Origin of the sequence: Pseudorhodoferax sp., assembly GCF_047601025.1 — a bacterium.
Classification (GTDB): Bacteria; Pseudomonadota; Gammaproteobacteria; order Burkholderiales; family Burkholderiaceae_C; genus Pseudorhodoferax.
On the sequence record NZ_JASGJZ010000001.1, the window covers coordinates 3,168,521 to 3,190,313 of the forward strand.

17 protein-coding genes and 1 pseudogene are annotated in these 21,793 nt (G+C 69.0%); 11 read left to right on the forward strand and 7 right to left on the reverse strand.

Annotated elements, in window-relative coordinates:
- The first annotated feature begins 59 nt into the window (after positions 1-59).
- From mprF to QM782_RS14910, 4 genes and pseudogenes are all read left to right on the forward strand, one after another.
- Complete coding sequence (mprF, locus tag QM782_RS14895; RefSeq protein WP_415203686.1) at positions 60-2,693, forward strand: bifunctional lysylphosphatidylglycerol flippase/synthetase MprF; 2,634 nt, start codon at positions 60-62, stop codon at positions 2,691-2,693.
- Positions 2,690-4,069, forward strand: a complete 1,380-nt coding sequence (locus tag QM782_RS14900) for a virulence factor family protein (protein ID WP_415203687.1) — start codon at positions 2,690-2,692, stop codon at positions 4,067-4,069. The genes mprF and QM782_RS14900 overlap by 4 nt, the downstream gene beginning before the upstream one ends.
- Positions 4,070-4,089: 20 nt before the next feature.
- On the forward strand, positions 4,090-4,347 hold the full coding sequence (locus QM782_RS14905) for a tyrosine-type recombinase/integrase (protein WP_415203688.1): 258 nt from the start codon (positions 4,090-4,092) through the stop codon (positions 4,345-4,347).
- An 8-nt stretch (positions 4,348-4,355) separates the two neighbouring features.
- Positions 4,356-4,841, forward strand: a pseudogene (locus QM782_RS14910) (transposase zinc-binding domain-containing protein); the annotation flags it as partial.
- Between the two features lie 11 nt (positions 4,842-4,852).
- On the opposite strand, the gene QM782_RS14915 reads toward QM782_RS14910, so the two are convergent.
- Positions 4,853-5,740 carry a transposase DNA-binding-containing protein gene (locus tag QM782_RS14915; protein ID WP_415205654.1) on the reverse strand — a complete coding sequence of 296 codons (888 nt, stop codon included), beginning with the start codon at positions 5,738-5,740 and terminating at the stop codon, positions 4,853-4,855.
- A gap of 279 nt (positions 5,741-6,019) precedes the next feature.
- On the opposite strand from QM782_RS14915, the gene QM782_RS14920 reads away from it, so the two are divergent.
- From QM782_RS14920 to QM782_RS14930, 3 genes are read left to right on the forward strand one after another with little or no spacing between them, the layout of a single operon-like run.
- Positions 6,020-8,272 carry a hypothetical protein gene (locus QM782_RS14920; protein ID WP_415203689.1) on the forward strand — a complete coding sequence of 751 codons (2,253 nt, stop codon included), beginning with the start codon at positions 6,020-6,022 and terminating at the stop codon, positions 8,270-8,272.
- 39 nt (positions 8,273-8,311) lie between these two features.
- Positions 8,312-10,162 carry a hypothetical protein gene (locus QM782_RS14925; RefSeq protein WP_415203690.1) on the forward strand — a complete coding sequence of 617 codons (1,851 nt, stop codon included), beginning with the start codon at positions 8,312-8,314 and terminating at the stop codon, positions 10,160-10,162.
- Positions 10,163-10,187: 25 nt separating this feature from the next.
- Entirely contained in the window at positions 10,188-11,075 is an 888-nt protein-coding gene (locus QM782_RS14930; protein ID WP_415203691.1) for a hypothetical protein, read from the forward strand.
- A gap of 572 nt (positions 11,076-11,647) precedes the next feature.
- Here the strand turns inward: QM782_RS14930 and QM782_RS14935 are convergent.
- Positions 11,648-12,808, reverse strand: a complete 1,161-nt coding sequence (locus QM782_RS14935; protein ID WP_415203692.1) for a DUF6306 domain-containing protein — start codon at positions 12,806-12,808, stop codon at positions 11,648-11,650.
- Positions 12,808-13,500, reverse strand: a complete 693-nt coding sequence (locus QM782_RS14940) for a CBS domain-containing protein (RefSeq protein ID WP_415203693.1) — start codon at positions 13,498-13,500, stop codon at positions 12,808-12,810. Before QM782_RS14940 ends, QM782_RS14935 begins: the two co-directional genes overlap by 1 nt.
- Positions 13,501-13,628: 128 nt before the next feature.
- Between QM782_RS14940 and QM782_RS14945 the strand changes: the two genes are divergently transcribed.
- Positions 13,629-14,483 (forward strand): LysR family transcriptional regulator, encoded by an 855-nt coding sequence (locus QM782_RS14945; protein WP_415203694.1) that lies wholly within the window; start codon positions 13,629-13,631, stop codon positions 14,481-14,483.
- Between the two features lie 110 nt (positions 14,484-14,593).
- Here QM782_RS14945 and QM782_RS14950 read toward each other — a convergent pair whose 3' ends face one another.
- Positions 14,594-15,634 carry an ABC transporter substrate-binding protein gene (locus QM782_RS14950; RefSeq protein WP_415203695.1) on the reverse strand — a complete coding sequence of 347 codons (1,041 nt, stop codon included), beginning with the start codon at positions 15,632-15,634 and terminating at the stop codon, positions 14,594-14,596.
- Positions 15,635-16,237: 603 nt separating this feature from the next.
- On the opposite strand from QM782_RS14950, the gene QM782_RS14955 reads away from it, so the two are divergent.
- The 3 genes from QM782_RS14955 (at position 16,238) to QM782_RS14965 (ending at position 17,868) form a co-directional block, all read left to right on the forward strand.
- Complete coding sequence (locus tag QM782_RS14955; RefSeq protein WP_415203696.1) at positions 16,238-16,837, forward strand: DUF998 domain-containing protein; 600 nt, start codon at positions 16,238-16,240, stop codon at positions 16,835-16,837.
- A 70-nt stretch (positions 16,838-16,907) separates the two neighbouring features.
- Positions 16,908-17,303: a hypothetical protein gene (locus tag QM782_RS14960; RefSeq protein ID WP_415203697.1), complete on the forward strand. Its 396-nt coding sequence runs from the start codon at positions 16,908-16,910 to the stop codon at positions 17,301-17,303.
- Between the two features lie 67 nt (positions 17,304-17,370).
- The gene (locus QM782_RS14965) at positions 17,371-17,868 is read left to right on the forward strand and encodes a hypothetical protein (protein WP_415203698.1); all 498 of its coding nucleotides are present in this window, start codon (positions 17,371-17,373) and stop codon (positions 17,866-17,868) included.
- Positions 17,869-17,997: 129 nt separating this feature from the next.
- Here QM782_RS14965 and QM782_RS14970 read toward each other — a convergent pair whose 3' ends face one another.
- Genes QM782_RS14970 through QM782_RS14980 form a run of 3 tightly spaced genes read right to left on the reverse strand, consistent with a single transcriptional unit; the run spans position 17,998 to position 21,523 of the window.
- Positions 17,998-19,188: a GGDEF domain-containing protein gene (locus QM782_RS14970; RefSeq protein ID WP_415203699.1), complete on the reverse strand. Its 1,191-nt coding sequence runs from the start codon at positions 19,186-19,188 to the stop codon at positions 17,998-18,000.
- Between the two features lie 26 nt (positions 19,189-19,214).
- Positions 19,215-20,351, reverse strand: a complete 1,137-nt coding sequence (locus tag QM782_RS14975) for an ABC transporter permease (protein ID WP_415203700.1) — start codon at positions 20,349-20,351, stop codon at positions 19,215-19,217.
- Positions 20,348-21,523, reverse strand: a complete 1,176-nt coding sequence (locus tag QM782_RS14980) for an ABC transporter permease (protein ID WP_415203701.1) — start codon at positions 21,521-21,523, stop codon at positions 20,348-20,350. The genes QM782_RS14975 and QM782_RS14980 overlap by 4 nt, the downstream gene beginning before the upstream one ends.
- Between the last annotated feature and the right edge of the window lie 270 nt (positions 21,524-21,793).

The window sequence follows — 21,793 nt, forward strand, 5'->3', positions numbered from 1 at the left end:
TTCGGCGCGGGTGGCGCACGCGCCTATAGTCGGCCGCCCGAGCATCGCCACCCGCGCCCATGCAGCCTGCCTCTTCCTCCACCGATCCCGCGCAGCAGGCCGGTCCGGCCGTGCCGGCGCGCTGGGTGCGCGAAGCCTGGCCGCGCTGGCAGCCCTGGGCCACCGGCGCGCTGGCGGCGCTGCTGATCCTGGCGGTCGGCCTGGTGCTGCACGGCCTGCTGCGCGAGGTGCGGTACGCCGATGTCATGCAGGCGGCCGGGCGCACCTCGGCCTGGCAGATCGGGCTGGCCCTGCTGGCCACGGCGCTGAGCTACCTGGCGCTGGCGGGTTACGACGCCTCCGCGCTGCGCTACGCGCAGGCCAGCGTCTCGCGCGGCATGCTGCTGCTGACCTCGTTCGTCGCCTATGCGCTGGCCAACACCGTCGGCCTGGGCATGCTGACCGGCGGCGCGGTGCGCATGCGGCTGTACGCCGCGGCCGGCGTCGCGCCGCAGCAGGTGGCCCGGGTGACGGCCTTCAACGCGGCGGCCTTCATGCTGGGCATGGCGGTGTTCGGCGCGGCGGCGCTGCTGTGGGCGGCGCCCCAGGTCGCCGCGCCGCTGCACCTGCCGGCCGCGCTGCTGCGCGCCGCGTCGGCGCTGGTGCTGGCCGGCGTGTGCGCGCTGCTGTGGCAGTGCCGCCACCGGCGCGTGCTGCGGCTGGCGGGCCGCTGGACGCTGCGGCTGCCGCCCCTGCAGCTGGCGCTGCGCCAGCTGCTGATCTCGGCCGTGGAGCTGACGGCCTCCGCGCTGGCGCTGTGGGTGCTGCTGCCGGGCGAGCGGCTGCCGCTGCCCGGCTTCCTGGCGTTCTACGCGATCGCCATCAGCGCCAGCCTGCTGAGCCACGTGCCCGGCGGCCTCGGGGTGTTCGAGGCGGTGATGCTGCTGGCCGCCGGCCCGGCGCTGGGCGCCCAGGACATGCTGGGCGCGCTGCTGCTGTACCGCGGCCTGTACTACGTGGTGCCGCTGGCGGTGGCGGCGCTGCTGCTGGCCGGCTTCGAGCTGCGTGCCGGCGTCGGCGTCTCGGTCGGCCGGGCTGCCGCGCCGGCGGTGCGCGCCGCCGGCCGGCTGGCGCCGCGGCTGCTGGCCGCGCTGACGCTGGTCGCCGGCATCTGGCTGATGGTCTCGGGCGTCACCCCGTTCACGGAAGACGCGCAGCTGCTGCTGCAGGCGCTGAACGTGCCGCTGCCACTGGTGGAGGCGGCGCACTTCCTCGGCAGCGTGGCGGGGCTCGGCCTGCTGCTGGTGGCGCGCGGGCTGCTGCACCGGCTCGACGGCGCCTGGTGGGCCGGCATCGGCCTGTCGGTGCTGGCCGCGCTGCTGGCGCTGCCCAAGGGCATCGCCTGGAACGAGGCGGCCTTCCTGTCGGTGCTGGCGCTGCTGCTGGCGCTCTCGCGCCGGCAGTTCGACCGGCGCTCCTCGCTGTTCGCGCTGCGGCTGGAGCCCGGCTGGCTGCTGGCGCTCGCCAGCGTGCTGGCGGCCTGCCTGTGGATCCTGTTCTTCGCCTACCGGGAGGTGGCCTACAGCCACCGGCTGTGGTGGCAGTTCGAGCTCGACGCCCAGGCCCCGCGCTCGCTGCGTGCGCTGCTGGGCATCGCGCTGGCGGCGCTGGCCGTCGGCCTGTGGCAGCTGCTGCGCCCGCCTGCCGGCGAGGTGGCGCCCGCCACGGCCGAGGAGCTGGCGCGCGCCGCCGCCATCGTGCAGGCCGGCGCCAGCGCCGAGGGCTGCTACGCGCTCGTCGGCGACAAGCAACTGATGTTCTCGCCCTCGGGCAGGAGCTTCCTGATGTACGGCAAGCAGGGCCGCTCGTGGATCTCGCTGTTCGGCCCGTTCGGCGAGCGGCGCGAGTGGGCCGACCTGGTCTGGCGCTTCATCGAGCACGCGCAGGCGCACGGCGGGCGCGCCGCGTTCTACCAGGTGCGCCCGGCCGCGCTGCCGCTGTACCTGGACTGCGGGCTGCAGGCCTTCAAGCTCGGCGAATACGCCCACGTGCCGCTGCCGGAGTTCAGCCTCAAGGGCGCCCGGCGGGCCGACCTGCGCTCCGGCGTCAACCGCGGCGAGCGCGAGGGCCTGCAGTTCGAGGTGCTGGCGCCCGCCGACGTGGCGCCGCTGCTGCCGCAGCTGCGCGCCGTGTCCGACGCCTGGCTGCGCCGCCAGCAGGCGCGCGAGAAGGGCTTCTCGGTCGGCCGCTTCGACGAGGCCTACCTGCAGCGCCTGCCGCTGGCCGTGGTGCGGCGCGAGGGCCGGATCATCGCTTTCGCCAACCTGCAGACCACCGCCGCCAAGGAGGAGGCCGCCATCGACCTGATGCGCTACGGGCCCGAGGCCCCGCCCGGCACCATGGACTACCTGTTCGCCAAGACCATGCTGCACCTGCAGGCCGAGGGCTACGCGCGCTTCGGCCTGGGCATGGCGCCGATGGCCGGCATGGCCGAGCGCCGCCGCGCGCCGCGCTGGCAGCGCATCGGCCGGCTGCTGTTCGAGCACGGCGAGCGCTTCTACAACTTCCGCGGGCTGTACAGCTTCAAGGACAAGTTCCAGCCGGTCTGGGAGGCGCGCTACCTCGCCGCCGCCGGCGGCGTGGAGCCGCTGTTCGTGCTGGCCGACGTGGCCACGCTGATCGGCGGCGGTGTGAAAGGCATGGTGGGCAAATGAGGGCGATCGACTGGCGCGGCCTGCTGCTGGCCGCGGCGCTGGCGCTGCCGCTGCCGGGCGCGCAGGCGCAGACCGGCGCACCGCCGCTGGCGGCGGTGCAGACCGTCGCGCACGGCCTATTCGACGCCGTGCAGGTGCACGCGCCGTCCGGCCCGGTGCGCCAGTTCGTGCTGCTGCTGGTGCAGGGCCGCGCGCCGTCGGACGAGGAGCAGGCGCTGCGCCGCGACTTCCTGGCGCGCGGCGCCATGGTGGCCGAGGTGCCGCTGGCCGACTACCAGGCCAAGGTGCGGGCCCAGGGCGCCAAGTGCGGCTATGCGGCCGGCGACTTCGACAACCTGGCGCGCCACGTGCAGGCGCGGCTGCAGCTGCCCGGCTACTTCGAGCCGGTGGTCGCCGGCCTGGGCGAGGCCGCGGCCTACGCCTACGGGCTGGTCGCGCAGTCGCCGCCGCAGTCCTTCGGCGCGCTGCTGACGGGCGGCCTGTGCCCGCGCATGGCGCTGCGCCCGCCGCTTTGCGCGCTGAACCGCCTGGCCCTGGGGCCGGACGACGGCCGCACCGTGGCCCTGCAGCCGGCCGACCCCGGCGTGCCCTGGGTCGCCGCGCCGGCGCCCGGCCCGGCGCCGGCCTGCGGTGCCGATGCCGCGCGCGCCTTCGCCGGCCAGGTGCCGCAGGCGCAGTGGGCGGCGCGCCTGGACGATGCCGTCGCCCGCCTGGCCGCCCAGCCCCTGGCGCTGGCGCCGCCGCCCGCCAGCCTGGCCGACCTGCCGCTGGTCGAGGTGCCGGTGGACGGGACGGCCAAAGGGCAGCAGGGCACGCGCCTGGCCGTGCTGCTGTCCGGCGACGGCGGCTGGGCCGGCATCGACAAGGACCTCGCCGCCGCGCTGGCCGGCCACGGCGTGCCGGTGGTCGGCTTCGACTCGCTGCGCTACTTCTGGCGTGCGCGCACGCCCGAGGGCCTGGCGGCCGACCTGGACCGCATCGTGCGCTTCTACGCCGCGCGCTGGCAGCGGCCCGAGGTCCTCCTGATCGGCTACTCGCAGGGCGCCGACGTGCTGCCGTTCGCGCTGAACCGGTTGCCCGAGCGCACGCGCACCAGCGTGCGCCTGGCCGCGCTGCTGGCGCCGGGCGAGAAAGCCTCGTTCGAATTCCACGTCACCAACTGGCTCGGCCCCAGCGGCGACCGCCCGGTGCTGCCCGAGGCGCGCCGGCTCGACCCGCAGCGCACGCTGTGCGTCTACGGCACGCGCGAGCGCGCCTCGCTGTGCCCGCAGCTCGGCGCGCAGCACGCGCAACTGCTGCCGCTGCCGGGCGAGCACCACTTCGACGGCGACTACCCGGCCCTGGCCCGGCGCATCCTGCAGGCCGTGCCGCGCTGAGGCTGCTGGTCAGCCGTTGCGTGACCTCCATCGTTTCGGCCCGCGTACACGCCGCCAGGTTGCCACCGGCACGGCCCCCTGGACCAGCATCCGCCCTGCGCCACTGTTTCGCCACCCATCTGCTCGAAGGCGGGGTGGACCTGTACACCATCGGCAAGCTGCTCGGCCACGGCCACATCAGCACCACGGCGCGCTACCTGCACCTGGTCAGCCCGCAGTTGCGCCCCCCGAAGGACACCGAACCGCTGGACCTGCTGGCCGCGCTGCGCCTGGCCTGATCCCCGCCATGGTCGCCACGCTGGCCGAGGTGCTGCGCCGCCATGGGCCGGCGCACCTGGCACGCCACGCCCTGAGCGTGCCGCAGGCCAAGGCCTGGCGCGCCATCGTGGCCTGCCGCACCGCGGCCCTGGGCGGCCAGCAGATGGCCTGCGACGCCTGCGGCCACAGCCACTACTGGCAGTACCACTCCTGCCGCAACCGCCACTGCCCGCAGTGCGGCGCGCGCGCCAGGGACGCCTGGCTGCAGGGCCGGCTGGCCGAACTGCTGCCGGTGCCCTACGTGCACCTGGTCTTCACGCTGCCGCACGAGCTCGACGCGCTGTACGGCGCGCACCCGCGCTGGGTCATCGACACCTTGTTCGCCAGCACCGCCGCCACGCTGCATGCGGTCGCCGCCAACGCGCGCGGGATGGGAATCGCCGGCGGCACGCCGGCCTTCAGCCTGGTGCTGCACACCTGGACGCAGGACCTCGCCCGGCTGCAGCGTGTGCACCGGCCGGTTGCTCAGCAGCCGCCATACGACAGGCTTGACGCCATACGACAGGCTTGACGCCGGCCGGCGGGTCGATCTCCTGCGCCAGCAGGCAGGTCACGTGCAAGCTGCCTGCTTTGCCATCGGACAGTTCGACGACCTGTGCCCGCAGGCTCTGCGTGACCGGCCGGGTTACTCTGCCGCGTCCGCCCGGCAGCTCGAACGCACTTTGCCCAGCACCGGCGCCTGCGCCACTTGCTCCCACAGCTTGCCATCGTTGGGCAGTACCCGGTTGTGCTGGCAGCGATCAGGTAGTCGGCCGCATGCTGCAGTTCCTGGGCCCGACGCGGCAAGGCAAGGATGTCGGCCTCCCGGTCGGCCACGCACACCTGGCGCACCTGCGGCAGCGCCAACGCCCGTTCGGCCACGCGTTCGTAGCCTTCGATCCAGCGCGCGCTCTCCACGATCCTGCCGCGTTTGCCGTGTTTGCCTTTCGCTTCGCGCGCCCACATCCACGCGTCGAGCACGCCCAGCGGCTCGCGCGCCGGGCTCACCGCGTAGGTCGGGTGCAGGTACATCCCGCGCTGCGCTTCATAGCTCAGCGGGCCCAGCCCCGCCGTGGTGCGGCCGTTGAAGTCCAGTTCCGTGGTGTCCTGGATGTTCAGCACCACCGCGTGCGCGCGCATGCGCTCTTCGCTGCACGCCCAGTGCGGCTCGAGCAGCGCCTGCCAGTCGGTCTTGGTGTTGGACAGGAGCCGGTAGGCTCCCTGCGTCTCGGCCCAGCCGCTGCAGGCACTCGGAATGCTCTCCGTGGGCTTACCGGCCAGCCGCTCGACCAGCAACACCGCGCGTGCGTCCAACCGCCTATCGCCCAGGTCCAGCGTCTTATTCCTCTGCAGCTCAGCCCACTCTTCACCCACAATCTCAATCGATTCAATAGGTTGTGGAATCCACTTCAACTTGTGTGTAATGGGATGCGCTCAAGGCTGGCCGCAGTTTTTTGCACTGCGCCCTTTCCTGGCAAGGCTCAATTCGATCTGGTGCATCCTTCGATTTGAGGTTGACTGTGTGCCGCAGATGCCATCCAATGGTTTGCGTCAGTCCACAAGTCGCGTAGACGTCTGTAACCAGCTTGCCGAGGATGGGGAGAAGATGGCTTTCATTCAGTTCATCTGCAAGAGCGCCTAGAAGAGGATGCCGTGCCGAGCCGAGTAGCTGAACCTGTAAAGTTCTTCAAGGTTTCGCTGGAAACCCGCGCGGGCCTCTTTCCCCTCGCATGGCCGCTTCTCGGATCTCGTGAGCTCCGCGAAGTCCAGCGCGAAGCCATCGCCTGGACCCACGTGCTTCGCAACCGAACCCGCTGGATCCGGTCGGCGGCAGGTGCAGCAGATCAAGACGCTAAGGTGCACGACTTCCTGATCGCTCGGGGCCTCGACCAGACGCAGCTCAGCCAGATTGCGCAGGCCGGTAAGGTTCGGGTCAACATCTCGTTCGTGAACGAGGAGTTCGGTTGGGAGGCGCGTATCCTGCCTTGGGAATTCATCTTGTCGGCTGCGACGCGCTCCTTGCGCGCTGGGCCGCTTACGGTCACGCGGTGGCTTGAACGCGGTGGGAACCGGGTGATGACGGACCTTAGCAAGCTGCTGTTCGTCGAGAGCGCACCTGGACGACTCGCGCATGAATGGGACTTCACGGACGAATGCCGGCTCGTCAGAACCTATTCCAATGCAAAGAAGTTTGAGCATCTGAAATCGCCGACGCTAGACCAGCTGCGGGAGACCGTGATCCGGTTCAAGCCTGCGATCATCCACCTAGCCGGATTTGATACTCACCAGGGCCTGGAACTGTTGAAGGACTCCCGGAACGAAGAGCAGGCGGATGGCTACCTCCTCTCTTCCACAAGCGGTGTCGATCCGGTCAATGCCACACGGCTCGTTGAAGCAGTGACTTTGAAGGGCTACGCGCCGACGTTCGTCTTCTTCAACTTCTGGAACTCGGCTGCCCGCCTGGCCTCGGCGATCACCGCTGCAGGTGCGTCTGCGGCCATCGGCTTTCAAGACGGCATGGATGATGCACTTGCCGAGATATTCCTGGGTAGCTTTTATCGGTCTTTCGGCGCAGCGGGCGATCTCCAGGCCGGTTTCGACGCGGGCTGGAGCGCATTGCAACCGCAGCGCAAGCCCCTTCGTGGCACTGGCATTGTGTTGTGGAGCGGAGGCAAGAGTGACCGCCTGCACATTCAGCGACAAAGCTCTGGAAAGCAGCTAGCCTCACAGGCTTGCGAGGTGCCGCTGGCAGCAAACATTGGTGCACACGAGCTAGCCAGCTTCATCTCGGTTGCTGTCGATCCCGAGCCGCAGTTCAGCTATGGGCTGCTACACAACAACCGAGATCTGTTTCGTCGTTTCCTCATCATGAACCTCAAAAATGCCCCGTTGCGCGGGCTTGAGGTCTTCGTGGAGCTGCATTCGAACGAAGGAACCTACCCGTGGCGTCAGACCTTCTCGCTGAATGACCCCGTGCTTGACCTGTCGCGCAAGGTTAGGCTTGCTCTCACTTCAAATCTGGCTCGCACGCTGGACGAGGTTTTGCGTACCAGTCTTTACGTGCGCGTGAAATGGGGTCCCCACGAGGTCTTTAGCGAGACATTTCCGGTCACCATGGCACCAGTGGACCAGTGGGCAGACACGAATGCAGATCGGATGTTTCTGCCCTCTTTTGTGTTTCCGAGGGATGGCGCGATCGCTGCGGTACTGCGCCACGGCGAGCACTTCGTAACCGCGCTACGCGACGATCCCCGCGCTGGTTTCGACGGTTATCAATCGATCGACCAGGATGCGACCGATCCAGCCGCCAACGTTGATTTTCAGGTCCAGGCCCTTTGGTATTCGATCGTCTACAAGGTCCCGGCCTCGTATATCAACCCCCCTCCGACCTATGCCCTCGCTTCACAGCGTATTCGGACTCCGAGCGAGGTCACCGGTGGCGGGTACGGTACTTGCATCGACCTCGCACTGATGCTGGCTGCGTGCCTTGAGGCCGTGGAGATCCATGCGGTAGTTTTCCTATTGAACGACCATGCATTCCCTGGTTACTGGCGAACCGATTCGGCACGCCTTAGGTTCCTGCGCAGTGTCACCGAATCGATCAACGGGACGGAAGGGGTGGCGCCCGCGGCGGCTGCCACCGCCTACGAGCGTCCCGGCGTCCCCTGGTCCTTCGAGGGTGAAGCGCTGCTGAAGCAGATCCGGCATGCTATCGACAACTTTCACCTGATCCCGGTGGAGGCGGTGGGTCTGAGCGGACGATGGAGCCTTTCGGAGGCTATCGTCCACGCACGCAAGTACTTCAGCAACGAACAGTCTGAGCGCTTTCTTTCAATGATTGATCTGAAGACTGCGCGGGAACAGGGAGTAACGCCACTTCCGCTGGGCGCTCGGCTCAGGCAGTAGCCATTCACCTCATCACCTCAGCCAAACCGTCGAGGAACTATGCAAAGGGCCGTTGTCTCCATCGGTATCCGCAAGACCGGGGGCCTGCCGGAATTGATGGCAGCCCAAAGCAGCGCTGCAAGCTTCGCCGAATGGGCGGAGAAAGACCAAGAGATCCCCGCCGATCGAATCAAGCTCATCACTGACGAAAAGGGAAAAGTAGGCCGCGAGCGGATCTTCGACGAGGTCGATCAGCTCCTACAACTGGGCTTCGTGGAGCAGCTAATAATCTACTTCTCCGGCCATGGCATCAACTCAGGGCATTACGAGCAGTGGCTTCTGTCGCGCGCACCGGACGACCCGGGCGCCGCAGTGAATGTGCGGGGAAGCGAAGCGCTCGCGCGCTTCTGTGGCGTCAGTCATGTGGTTTTTGTTTCCGATGCGTGCCGCACGGCTGCCGACAGTATCCAAGCTCAGAGTATTACGGGCGGGGAGATCTTCTCAAGTCCGAGTTGGCGCGGGCCAGAGAACCCGGTGGACCAATACTTCGCCACGCTAGTGGGTAACCCCGCCTACGAAGTGAAGTTGGTCGAAGATGCAGTGAAGAGCTACCGTGCGGCCTATTCCACGGTCCTCATGAAAGCCCTGAAGGGCGAGGCGCCTTCCCTCGTCGAGGATCGAGGCGGGCTGCGACTCATACGGCCGAGGCCACTTAAGAGGTACTTGGCGCAGGCCGTTCCCGAGTACATGAGTTCGCTTGGCCTAGAGGGAGGGCTGACGCAACAGCCCGATGCTCGCATCGTATCTGATGAAATGGCTTGGATCAGCGAGTTGAAGTCGGCTGCACCATCTATGACCCGCCCGGTGCACGTTGCGGCGAAACGCGCAGGTGCGCCCCGGCGTACGGTAGTTCGTGGCGCCGGAGTCGGCGATGCAGCGGCAGTTGACGAAGACGCATCTCTACCCCCTCCCCGCGTGTTGGGCAGCATGAGTTTCAGAGGCGCTGACCTCGAGTTGCAAGCCAGGGACAAGCTAGCGGAGATCTTGACGCCGATCCCTTCAAGCTCCAAACGATCGGCCATGCGCGGCACCAACGGCCTTGGAGCGTCTGCGCTGTTGGACCGGGCGATCGCCGAGCGAAGAACAGCATTCGGTCCAGATCACTTCGAAACCCAATGTGGCCTCAAGATTCGCGGCGCGCGTATGGACGACGCAGTCTCCAGGCAGGCGGAAGTGAACATCGGCGGGCGCTCCGACGTCATCCAGATCAAGGTGAAGAGCGGCTACGCAGGCGCGGATGTACTCATTCGCCTTGAGGATCGTACAGCCGTCGTCGTGCCCGTGATCAAGGGCTATATCACGAGCCTCACTTTCGACGCCGAAGGCAATCTGGATGATCTCTCCTGCGAGCCATCGGCTAACGCTGCGCTGTATCGAGAATGGCAACTTGTCGCGAAGGAGGCCAACCAGCTTCGTGCGCTCGTCGGGGCCGCTTCGTCGTTCGGAGTTTTTCGATTCGATGACCCATCGCACGGCGCCGCGATGCTTGCGCGCATGCAAGCCCTGCAGCTCATGGATCCAATCATGGCCGTCTATGTCGCCTGGGCCTTTCACGACAGGCGAATGCGCGCTCAGATCGTCGCGATGCAGCAGCATCTGGATCGGGCGCTAGGCCTGCGGTTGTTCGATGTGGCCATGCTCTCTTTCACGCTCGGCAGCAAGCCGGCCGACGGGGCTCCCACCGAGCGGTATCCCTGTGTTCCGATGCTCACGCAAGGGTGGTCACTGCTATCGGCGATGGAGGTGAAGCTTCCCGAGCACCTTGCGCCGCTGCGTAGTCAGCTCAGGCCTTCGTTGTGGACCCATTTCGCGCCTGGTGCGTACGAGCGGCTCGTGGCTCACTTTTGCTAATTGGAATCAACCTGGAGGTAGATGTATGCGACAACTGATCTTCGTTCATGGACGTTCGCAACAAGACAAGGATGGCGCGGTGCTAAAGAAGCAGTGGATCGAGGCCTGGGAAAAGGGTTTGCAGGCCAACGGACTGAGGAACCCATTGAGTGAGGGCGACATCCGCTTCCCCTATTATGGCAACACGCTGATCGACATGCTCGGAGGCAAGTCATCGGACGAGGCCGCTGAGGTGATCGTCAAAGGCCCGGCCCCTGCTGCGGCCGAGCAGGCCGTGATGAGAGAAATGATTGCCGAGATAGCTGCGCATGAAGGTGTGGCCGAGATGGACATCCGCGCGCAGTTGTCCGAGGATGTCATCGAGATGGGTCCTGCGAATTGGGGTTGGGTGCAGGGTATCCTTACGGCCTTGGACGGAATCAGGCCGCTGTCCAAGGCGATTGTTTCCCTGGTCACGGCCGATGTTGCCAAGTATCTCACTCACCCGGATACCAGGAAGAAGATCGACGATGGCGTTCGCAGTGCAATACAGCCTGGCGAGGACGCCGTAATCGTCTCGCATTCGCTGGGCACGGTGGTGGCGTACAGCGTGCTGACATCGCGCACGGGCGCATTCCCGGATACGAAGGTGCCCCTGTTCGTGACGCTTGGCTCTCCTCTCGCTGTCAATGCCGTGAGAAGCCGGTTGCGCCCCCATGGTTTCCCGCCAATGGTCGGCAGCTGGTACAACGCCATGGATCCCGACGATGTGGTGGCGCTTTATCCGCTGATCCCCAAGCATTTCAACACTGGGAAGTCGATCGACAATCACGAGCGGGTCGACAACTGGACTGACAACCAGCATGGGATTGTGGGCTATTTGGACGACAAAGAGGTTGCCAAGCGGATCTACGATGCATTGACGGCTCCCTGAAGGCGCGAACGGACGTGCCTGGCGGCAGGACATTTTGAAAGTCACTTGGCCAGCAAGAAGTTTCGTGGCGCAATATTGGTCGGCGCAGCAAGGTGCCCGTGCAACACCGGGGCCGACTGACGGCAAACAACCAGGTTTTATGGACGTGAGCCTGTGGTCAAACGCAGCCATCTGGGCGACATCAGTCCGGAGGGGCGTGACCGCGCCATGGCGTAAGGGATGGATTGTCTAGTCGTACGGGGGCACTACCTTGTCGCGTACGACAGTTCGCTTGAAGTCGGTGAGCGTGTGCACGAACTCGGCAAGCTCTCGCGCAGCACATTCCAGCACAGTCGCAGCCGGGCGTTGCTCTCGGATTGCGACCAACCCGACACATTGGCCGGCGCTAACAGCTGACGAGTTCCGGCCGAAGCTCAACGTTGGCGCAGGCGCACTGACCGGCATTGCCGCTTTACTGCTGCCGTAGAAACTCGTGAGATGACCTACTGCATCGGGCTCGCAGCGCCAGTTCGGCCAAGCGGGCAGCGGTCATTGGAGAGAGCCGATAGCAATGCGGATCCGAGGTCACGGCCTCACAGCTGCCCCTCCATCTGCGCGATGTTGCGCTGGTGCGCGGCCAGCATGTTCTGCAGGGCTTCGCGCAGCACCTCGTCGTCCACGCGCGGGGCCAGTTCCTGCAGCTTGCGCACGACCCAGGCCTGGCCGCGGTTCAGCAGCGCCAGCCGGCCCGGCAGGCTGGGCACGGCCATGACCTTGGCGTAGAAGTCGCCGGTGCGCGTGCCGGGCGTGGCACCCAGGTGGCGGATGGCGGACATCAGCATGCCGCACCAGTGCACCTCGTCGCGGTGCACCGTGTGCAGCGTGGCGGCCAGCGGGTCGGCGGCGTCCATGCCGCGCAGTAGCGCCAGCGCGGTGCGGGCGCCGGCGCGCTCGGCCTCCAGCAGCGTGTCCAGCACGTTCAGCAGCGGCTGGCGGGCGATGCTGTCGCGGTGGGCGCGCTCGAATTCCTCGGCGTAGCAAACCGGGGACGACAGCTGCGGCCGCGGCGCGGGCCACTGGCCGGCGCCGAGCCGCCTGGCCGCCTCGGCCAGCAGCGCGCCCAGCGCTGGCTTCAGGTCCGGCGGCGCCGCGTGCAGTGCCAGTACGCCGCCCTGCGCGCCGAGCGAGAGTGCCGAGGCCAGTCCGGCGCCGGATGCGTCGTCGAGCGCGGCCAGCAGCGGCAGCCCGGCGGCGGCCACCAGTTCGGGCAGCTGCGCCGGTTCCACGCCCTCGGCGAGCAGGATGGCGGCGCCGGCCTGTTGCGCCGCGCGCGCCTGGTCCGGCCGCGCCACCCGGCACAGCGCCGGCAGGCCGGCGGCCTGGCAGTGCGCCCACAGCGCGGCCGGTGCGCCGGCCGGCAGGCACACGGCCGCGGTGCGCAGCGTGGCGGCCAGGGCCAGCAGTTCGCGCAGCGCATCGGGGTCGGCGCAGGCTGCGAGATCCAGGCCGAAGCGCGCCTCGGTGGCCGTGGACAGCCGCGCCAGCGCACCGCGCAGCGCCGGCAGCGCGAACGGGTCGAGCGCCAGCGCATCCGGCGCCAGCAGGGCGAAGCAGCCGGCGCCCGCGGCGGCGTCGATCCAGGCGCCGGCCAGGGCCGGCGCGCCGCGGCCGGCCAGCACCAGCGGGTAGTGGCAGCCCAGCATCGCGCACACCGGCTGGTGCAGCACGCGGGCGGTGGCGGCGCCGGGCGGCATCACAGCAGCGGCTGGAGTTCGCCGTACAGCGCGCGCTCGTCCTCCACGGCGCGCACGCCGGGGATGTTCTCGGCCGCGATGCGCGCGGCGTCCTTGTCGGCCTGGCGCTGCACGTAGCCGGCGAAGCGCACCACGCCGCCGCTCACCTGGAAGGTGGACCAGGTGCCGTCCCACCAGCTCTGCCGCTCCAGCTCGCGCGCCAGCCGCTGGCAGATCTGCGCATCGTCCAGCGCCGGCGCGGACGGCGTGCAGGCCCGGGCCAGCGCCCGCACCAGGTCGGCCCGCGTGACCAGGCCGACCATGCGCCCGTCGCGCAGCACCGGCACGCGGCGGATGCGGCGCTGCTCGAAGATCTGCGCCAGCCGGGCCAGCGGCGCGTCTTCCGGCACGCCGACCACCTCCTGCGTCATCACGTCGCGCACGTGCGTGCCGTGGCTGCGCACGTAGGACGCCGCGGACGGATCGCCCACCAGCAGCCGCTGCCACCAGCTGCGCTCGGCGCCGGGATCGTCGGTGCCGATCTCGTGGCGGTGCATCAGCTCGCCGACGCCGACGAGCCCCACCACCGTGCCGCGCTCGACCACCGGCATGCCGCTGATGCGGTGCGCCAGCAGCAGATCCACCACCTCGCGCAAGCTGGCGTCGGGCGCCACCGAAATCACCTGCCGTGTCATGACATCGCGGGCCTGCATGGCTGCACTCCTTTCTGCCGAATGGGTGCCAGCCATGATGCCGGGCGTTTGACGGCAAGTAAAACGAGATTTATTGCCAGATGAATGCAAGAATCCTGCATTCATCCACGCCACCGGGAGTGCCCGCCATGGACCTCGCCCTGGCCTCGACCTTCCTGGAGATCGCGCGCAGCGGCAGCTTCCTGCGCGCGGCCGAGCAGTTGCACCTGACGCCCACCGCCGTCAGCGCCCGCGTGCGCGCGCTGGAGGCCCAGCTCGGCCGCCCGCTGTTCGTGCGCAACAAGGCCGGCGCCGTGCTGACGGCGGCCGGCGAGCAGTTCCTGCCGCATGCCCGGGCGCTGGTGCAGGTCTGGGAGCGCGCGCGCCACCAGGTCGCCGTGCCGCCCGGTCGCCGCGCCGTGCTGTCGGCCGGCTGCGAGCTGAGCCTGTGGGACCCGCTGCTGCTGGACTGGCTGCTGTGGATGCGCGCCGCCGCGCCGCAGCTGGCGATCCGCACCGCCGTGCTGGCGCCCGGCGAGCTGCTGGACCAGGTGGCCGCCGGCGTGCTGGACATCGCCGTCGTCTACGCGCCGCAGCAGCGGCCCGACCTGCGCATCGAGCTGCTGATCGAGGAAAAGCTGGTCATGGTCTCGTCCACGCCCGGCGCCGCGCTGCCCCAGCCGCAGGACTACGTCTACGTCGACTGGGGCCCCGGCTTCGCGCAGCAGCACGGCCTGGCGTTCCCGGCGCTGTCCAACCCCGGCGTCACCATCGGCCTGGGCCCGCTGGGCCGCGAATACCTGCTGGCCGCCGGCGGCACCGGCTACTGCCGGCTCGCGGTCGTGCGCAGCCACCTGGCCAGCGGCCGGCTGCACCGCGTGCCGGGCGCGCCCGAATTCCTGTACCCCGCCTACGCCGTGCATGCCGCGCAGGGCGACGCCGCCGTCGTCGAACCCGGCCTGGCCGGCCTGCGCGAGGTCGCCGGCCGGCACGGGCACGGCTGAGCAGCTGTCTTGGCCGTCACGCGACATGCATATCGGAGTCCCACGTCGCGCCATGTTTGGCGACGGCGTTGCGCATGCAGGCGGGTGGGGCGGGGTGGAGGCGCCGGCGCTCAGCGCGGCAGCGACTCCACCTCGCGCGTCCAGCGGTCGATCAGCCGCTTGCGCTCGGCCGCCTTGCCGTATTTCTCGAAGTCGTACCTGATCAGCTTGACGCCGTCGATCGGCGGAATGCGCGGATCGGGCTTGAAGGTCCGGTTGGCCGGCGTCTGGAAGCTGCCGACCTTGGCGCCGATGGCTTGGCCGGCCGGGCTCATCAGCCAGTCGTAGTACTTCTGCGCATTGGCCCGGTTGCGCGCGCCCTTGACCAGCGCGATGCCGCCGATCTCGTAGCTCGTGCCCTCGCACGGCGCCACGGTCTTGACCGGGTACTTCTCCAGCTTCCACTTCTCGAAGTTGAACGCGAAGGTCACGCCGATCGCCACCTCGCCCTTGGCCACGTTGGGCGCCTGGGCCTGGCCGCTGCGCGTGTAGCTGGTGATGTTGCGGTGCAGCTGCTTCAGGTAGTCGAAGGCCGGCTCCTCGCCCATCTGCTGCACCAGACCGGCGATCACCGTGTAGGCCGTGCCGCTGGAGGCCGGGTGCGAGATCTCGACCTCGCCCTTGTACTCGGGCTTGATCAGGTCGGCCCAGCACCGGGGCTCGGGCAGGCCCTTCTTCTTCAGCAGCTCGGTGTTGAAGCCGAAGCCGATCGTGCTGGTATAGAAGCCGCCGACCATGTTGCCGCTCATCGCGTACTGGCGCACGGCCCAGGGATGCAGGTCGTTGATGTACGCGGGCCGGTAGGCCTCCAGCAGGCCGTTCTCGGCCGCCTGCAGGAACGGATCGCCGGTGCCGCCCCACCAGATGTCGGTCTTGGGGTTCTGCGCCTCCGCGCGCAGCTGGGCGCCGATCTCGCCGGTGCCCTTGTGGGCCTGGTTGACCTTGATGCCGGTCTGGCGCGTGAACTCGGCCGCGGCGGCCTCGCACCAGGGGGCGTCGGTGCTGCACAGGGCGTTGACGACACCCTGGGCGTGGGCGGCGCCGATGCCGGCGGCGGTGGCGGTGGCGAGGGCGGCCAGCAGCGCGTGGCGCAGAGGGGTGGGCGAGGGCATGGGCGGGTCTCCTGTTGTGGGTTGTGGAAGCGGGGATTGTGGTGCGGCGCGCGCGAGGGGGTTCATGCCTCGCGCTGCCGGTGCGAGGCTGCAATGGAATGGGCCGCGACGGGGGGCTCGGCCATCGACCTCGCCATGCCCGGAATGCCTGGCAGGGAGCCGACGATGACCTGCCTCACCGTCATATCCTTTTTGCGCAGTCCATCCGTCGGAGTGCATCCACAAAGGCGCTTCTCCCGGCAACTGCTGCACGGCAGGCGCATGGCCGAGGTCGCCGGAGCCCGGGGCTGACCCGCACTACCCACGCAGTGGTACGCCCAATGGTTCCTGAACAGGCACCGGTCCGAGCTCGTGCTCAAGCTGATGAACGACCTGCTGGCCTCTGTGGCCGTGGATCCAACGGCAGGAAAGGCCGAATGAGCCGCTTGGGCCGGCTGGCGCCAAGCACGGTTCTTCCGTTCCACACTTCCCCCTGGGTGGGGGGGATTGCAGCGTGGCTCTTCTGCCGCCGGAGGCCTCGTGCGATCTAATCAGATGATGCGGCGGAATGGCTGCGCCGACCGTTGACTTCGGACGTCAGGCACACGAGGCAAGTGACACATCATGCTCATGCTTTCAATCGGCTCCGCAGTGCTCTACGCCGTTGCGATCGTCATGCTGGCTTGTCTGCACGGGCAGGATCGCGGTGTGCATTGGGCCAGCGATCCTGTCAGCAACCATGCGCTTGGCGCCTGGCGCGGCGTCTTCAACATGTATGGCTATATCGGCACTGCGGGTGCGTTGCTGCTGCTGGCGCAATTCGCCAGCGATCGATCGACGCAATTGCCCGCGGTGGTGCCGATTGCCATGGTGGTGCTGGTGGTTTCCCGCGTCCTGGTGCTGTGGGTGCCGACGGACCAGCCTGGCGAGTCGACGCGATCCGGGAAACTGCATCTTGTTTTCGCAATCGCCAGCTTCGCGGCTGCCTACACGGCCATCGCCAATGCCACGGCTGCGCTCGCGCATGGCGCGCCTGCGTGGCTGGCGGCAGGGCTGGCGTCCGTCCGGTGGCTGGCGATGGTGTCGTTGACGGGCGTCGTCGTGACCATGCTGCCGAAACTCAAGCGTGCATTCGGCGCTTTCGAGCGTGCCTTCCTTTTCTCCACCATGCTTTGGTTCCTGCTGGCAAGCGTTCGCATGGGCATCGCTGCCCGCATTGCCTGACGCAACATTGCAGTGGGGCGCCTTGGGCTGGGCCTCGTTAGACTGCGCGCCAGGAACTCCTGCGATTGCAATGCGCCTGTTGCTTGCAGCTTGCGACCCAGGGATGTCCGCATTCCGTATCGCGTATTGGGGAAATGAAGTAGTCGGCAAATTGCCGATCGGCGCTGGCGAAGAGGCCTGGGAAATAAGAATGGAATGTCGTCCTGTATTGGCTGTCCGTTGCGCTTTATGTGGCAAGTTGCCCTTCGCCAAGAAGGATGATTGGTCGGGGGTGGGAGTCATGTTCCTTTTCTTCGGGATTCCTTGGGTGATCTGCACGGTGCATTACTGTCGGAAATGCAGGCAGTGGCTTGCTTCGCGCGGAATCGGATCGGCCCCTGCGGATCTGTCTTCGGTGCAGAAAATCGACAAGATCGAACTGTATCTGTTGACGGGGCTGGTCCTGTTCACGGTGCTCTTCTCCTAGGCGAAGCCGGGAATTCATTCAAGTCGACGCGGCGCCACAGTGCAGCGTGATTCTTTTGTCGGACGCCATGCAGCGAACTGATCCAGAACGCCAGATAGCGGAGTTCATTGCCAGGTACACGCCGGAAATGGCAGCCTCTATTCGTGCCTGTCGCGCAAAGATCAGGAGTTTCTTTCCGCGCGGCTTCGAGCTGGTCTACGACAACTACAACGCCTTGGTATTTGCCTTCGGGCCTTCGGGTCGCTCGTCCGAGGCCGTTTTGTCGCTGGCGGCTTATCCTGGCTGGGTCACGCTGTTCTTTGCCAAGGGGAACGCGTTGTCGGACCCGGATTCGCTCCTGCAAGGTAAAGGAAAGCACATCCGGGGCATTGCCAAGATGGTGCCGGAGCAACTGTCGAGCGCGCCGGTCATGCGGCTGATTGCGGAGGCGATGGCGCCTGTGGAGCAAGCCTTCCGCGAGGCGCCTGAACTCACGACCATCATCCAGTCGGTTTCTGAAAAGCAGCGCCCACGGCAGCCGGCTCGCAAGCATCGCCTTGCTGATAATGGATCTTCACAGGCATGACGAGGCCCGGTGATTCCTTCGAGCCGACGCCACTGTGCGGTGCGGCCGGGCTCCATGCCATCGGCGCCCGCCGCTGAAGCGGCGCTTCCATCGCCATCCAGCCCGTAGGGCGAAGGCGTGGACCCCCGGTCATCCCGCCGCGGCGGCTTTCGGCCCGGGGCCGCGCTGCGGGGTGGCGCATTCGACGCGGTTGCGGCCCGCGGCCTTGGCGGCGTAGAGGGCCAGGTCGGCTGCCTGGACCAGCGGGTCCACGCTGTCGCCGGGTGCCATGTGCATGCTGCTGGCGCCGATGCTCGCCGTGACGGCGAGGCTGCGGCCGCCGTAGGCGCAGGGCGCCTGTTCCACGGCTTCGCGCAGCGTCTCGGCCAGCCGGGCGGCGCCGCGCAGCGGCGTGTCGGGCAGCAGCACCAGGAATTCCTCGCCGCCGTAGCGGCCCAGCATGTCCTGCGCCCGCAGCCGCGCCTGCAGCACGGCGGCGACGTGGCGCAGCACGGCGTCGCCCGCGCCGTGGCCGTGGCTGTCGTTGATGGCCTTGAAGTGGTCGATGTCCAGCATCAGCAGCGCATACGGCTTGCCGGTGCGCACGGTGCGCGCCACGTCGCGCTCCAGCGCGAGGAGCAGCGCGCGGCGGTTGGCCACGCCGGTGAGCCCGTCGTGGGTGGCCAGGTAGCGGTTGGCCGCGTCGGCGCGGTCCTTGGCCATCAGGATGAAGCCCAGCGACGACAGGATGATCACGACGAACGTGGCCATGAAGGTGAAGGACTGCAGAAGGCCGCCGCGCATCAGCCCTTCGGCCGGGATGGCGTGGGTGGCGGCCAGCATGCCGCGCATCGCGAGCAGCCCGACCTGCAGCGCCAGCCCGGCGGAGAGCAGGGCCGCGCTGCGCCACTGGGCGGGCCGGTGCGGCCGCCACAGCGACCACAGCGCCATGCCCAGCTGCAGCGGCGCCAGCACGCCCATCACCATGAGGCGCGCGCGGTAGTCGTCGATGAACACGGCGAACAGCAGCGTCGTGGCCAGCACCGGCAGCAGCATGCGGGCCCAGGGCAGCAGCCGTTCCTGGAACTGGTGCACGGCCGCGAGCACCAGCGCGAAGGTGGCGGACAGCAGGCCGTTGGCGAGCACGATGCTGGCCCAGCCGGGCGCGGTGCCGCGCAGCGTGTACAGCACGTAGGTGGCGGCGTGCAGCACCAGCCCCAGCGCCCACAGGCCGATGCCTTCGCGGCGCTTCGGCCGCACGGTCGCCATGGCTCCCGCCATGGCGAGGGACGCCGCCGCCGTCATCAGCAGCATGGTGGGGACGTCGAGCACGAATTGCATGGAGGAGGCCGGCGGCGGCGGGGTGGTCAGCGCACCCGGGCTCGCGCGGCGCGCTCCCGCCCGGCCCACAGCAGGCCGCCGGTCAGCACCAGCCCCAGCACGGCCAGCGTCAGCAGCCAGCCGGCCACGTCGGCGAGCGGCGCGCCCATCTGGTTCAGCCGCAGCGCGGCCTGGATCGCGCTGGTGCTCGGCAGCAGTTGCGCCAGCGCCTGCAGCGGCGCGGGCAGCGCCTGCGCCGGCCACGAGAAGCCGGACAGGAACGCCATCGGCAGCGCGGTGAACAGCAGCACCTGCAGCGCGCGCTCGCGGTCGCGCAGCCAGCAGCCCAGCAGCAGGCCCAGCGCGCAGACCGTGGGCACGTAGCACAGCAGCAGCACCAGCGCGCCGGCCGGGTTGCCGCCGCGCGGGTAGTCCTGCAGCCAGAACACCCAGCCGAAGAAGAAGGCGCCGGTCAGCAGCCCGCAGCCGCTCAGCGCGGCCAGCCGGCCCAGCCAGGCGGCGGGGCGGGCGCGCAGCGTGCCGGCCTCGGCCCAGGTGCCGGCCAGCATGGCGGCGCCCATCAGCAGCGTCTGCTGCAGGATCAGCAGGGCCACGGCCGGCACCACGTAGCTGCCGTAGCCCTCGGTGGGGTTGAACAGGTGGACCATCTGCAGGTCCAGCGGGTTGCGGCTGGCCATGGCCTGGGCGGCGCCCTGGCCGGCGGCCTGCAGCTTGCGGATTTCCACGCCGGCCGACACCGTGCCCACGGCCTCGGCGAAGCCGTAGGAGACGGCCTTGTTCAGCAGCGCGTAGGCGCCGTTGCCCTCGATCGGCACCACGGCCGGCGCGCCGCGCACCACGTCGCGCTTGAGGTCGGCCGGCAGCAGCGCGTAGCCCTCGATCTCGCCGCGCCACAGCGCCATGCGGGCCTGCTGCAGGTCGCCGGTGACGAAGCGCACCTCCATGCGCGGGCTGGCCTGCGCGAAGCGCACGATCTGGCGCGACAGACCGGTGCGGTCCTGGTCGACGACGGCCACCGGCACGCGGGTGACGACCTCGGTGCCGTAGGGCCAGGGGTAGAAGAAGCCGTACAGGACGGGCGCCACCAGCAGGATCAGCAGCACGCCCGCGTCGCCCAGCACGGCGGCGAGGGTCTGGCGCCAGGCCTGGGCGAAGCGGCTCACCGCTTGCCCCAGGTGGCCGGCTCGCCCGCCGCGCGGCGCAGCAGCCAGGCGCTGGCCGCCAGCAGCGCGGCCGTGGCCAGCAGCATCCACAGCGGCGCGGCCAGCGATAGCGGCAGCGGCGCGCCCATCAGCAGCTGCTCGGTCTGCACGCGCGCGTAGTGGGTGTAGGGCAGGGCCAGCGCCCACAGCCGCGCCAGCGGCGGCATGGCCAGCAGCGGGAAACCCATGCCGCCGAACGCGAAGGCCGGCGCGGTGATGAAGCCCGTGGCCGACAGCGCCGTGCGCAGCGAGCGCGTGGCCGCCGCGCAGAACGCGCCCATGGCCACCGACAGCGCCAGGAAGATGGCGAGCGCCGCCAGCGTCCAGCCGAGCGAGCCGGCCGGCCGCCAGCCGCGCCCGGCGGTGATCCACAGCAGCCCCAGCAGGCCCACGGCCGCCAGCGGCGCCCAGGCCGCGGCCAGCTTGCCGGCCAGCGCCGCCAGCGCTTCGGCCACGGTCGGCCGCGCGCCCAGCCAGCCGCCCAGGCTGCGGTCGCGCAGCTCGCGGCCCACGGCCCAGGCGCCGGCCGTCATGGCCAGGATGTGCAGCGCGGCCGGGATCAGCGCCGCGCCGAGGAAGCGCTCGTAGTCGGTGGCGGTGTTGAACAGCGCCACCATGCTGGCGCGCAGCGGCTCCTGCGCGGCGCGCGCGGCGGCGGGCGACTGGCCGCGCTTGTTGCGCACGCCCAGTTCGATGCCCGCCGACAGCGTGCCCACGACGGTGCGCACGTCGCGCTGGATCAGGCTGGAGTGGGTGCCGAACTGGGCGTTGTCCAGCAGCACGGCCTGGCCGGTGCGGCCCTGCTTGACCTCGCGCGCCAGGCCGCGCGGCAGCGCCACGGCGGCCTGCACGCGGCCGGCGCGCAGCGCCGCCTGCATCTCGGCCGCGTCGGCGTAGCGCTCGGCCACGCGCAGGCCGGGCGTGGCGTCCAGCCAGCGCACCAACTGGCGCGACAGCGCGGAATGGTCCTCGTCGAGCACGCCGATCGGCAGCTGCGTCGGCAGCCCGGCCGAGAAGATCCACCACAGCAGCGCTACGGCCAGCGCCGGCACCCAGCTGACCATGGCCAGCTCCCAGGGCTGGCCCGCCAGGCGGCCGGCCTCGCGGCGCAGGCTGCTGCTGAAACCGGGCATCTCAGTTTTCCATGGCGCCGGCGCGCCACCCGCAAGGCATGAAACCGGCTTGCAGGCAAAGGTTCACAAGGCCGCGGAGCAGGCCATGCAAGTGCACCCGCGGAACTGGCTCTGCCAGGCCGCCGGGTGCGCCCCTTGAGGGGGATGGGACTTCTACACGCAGTGAGAAGTCCAAACGGGGTGGTTTCATTTCAGTTCTTCACGGCGCTGGCGCGCCACCCGCAGCGCATGAAACCGGGCCGCAGGCAGCGGTTCGACCAGCCGCGGAGC

What these genes read in the sequence shown, in the direction of transcription:
- QM782_RS14935 (WP_415203692.1), bottom strand. Translation starts at nt 12,808, where the DNA reads ATGCCGCCCGGCGCCGCCACCGCCCGCGTGCTGCACCAGCCGGTGTGC.
- QM782_RS14980 (WP_415203701.1), bottom strand. Translation starts at nt 21,523, where the DNA reads ATGCCCGGTTTCAGCAGCAGCCTGCGCCGCGAGGCCGGCCGCCTGGCG.
- QM782_RS14955 (WP_415203696.1), top strand. Translation starts at nt 16,238, where the DNA reads ATGCTCATGCTTTCAATCGGCTCCGCAGTGCTCTACGCCGTTGCGATC.
- QM782_RS14945 (WP_415203694.1), top strand. Translation starts at nt 13,629, where the DNA reads ATGGACCTCGCCCTGGCCTCGACCTTCCTGGAGATCGCGCGCAGCGGC.
- QM782_RS14950 (WP_415203695.1), bottom strand. Translation starts at nt 15,634, where the DNA reads ATGCCCTCGCCCACCCCTCTGCGCCACGCGCTGCTGGCCGCCCTCGCC.
- QM782_RS14960 (WP_415203697.1), top strand. Translation starts at nt 16,908, where the DNA reads ATGCGCCTGTTGCTTGCAGCTTGCGACCCAGGGATGTCCGCATTCCGT.
- QM782_RS14930 (WP_415203691.1), top strand. Translation starts at nt 10,188, where the DNA reads ATGCGACAACTGATCTTCGTTCATGGACGTTCGCAACAAGACAAGGAT.
- QM782_RS14970 (WP_415203699.1), bottom strand. Translation starts at nt 19,188, where the DNA reads ATGCAATTCGTGCTCGACGTCCCCACCATGCTGCTGATGACGGCGGCG.
- QM782_RS14940 (WP_415203693.1), bottom strand. Translation starts at nt 13,500, where the DNA reads ATGCAGGCCCGCGATGTCATGACACGGCAGGTGATTTCGGTGGCGCCC.
- QM782_RS14900 (WP_415203687.1), top strand. Translation starts at nt 2,690, where the DNA reads ATGAGGGCGATCGACTGGCGCGGCCTGCTGCTGGCCGCGGCGCTGGCG.
- QM782_RS14925 (WP_415203690.1), top strand. Translation starts at nt 8,312, where the DNA reads ATGCAAAGGGCCGTTGTCTCCATCGGTATCCGCAAGACCGGGGGCCTG.
- mprF (WP_415203686.1), top strand. Translation starts at nt 60, where the DNA reads ATGCAGCCTGCCTCTTCCTCCACCGATCCCGCGCAGCAGGCCGGTCCG.
- QM782_RS14965 (WP_415203698.1), top strand. Translation starts at nt 17,371, where the DNA reads ATGCAGCGAACTGATCCAGAACGCCAGATAGCGGAGTTCATTGCCAGG.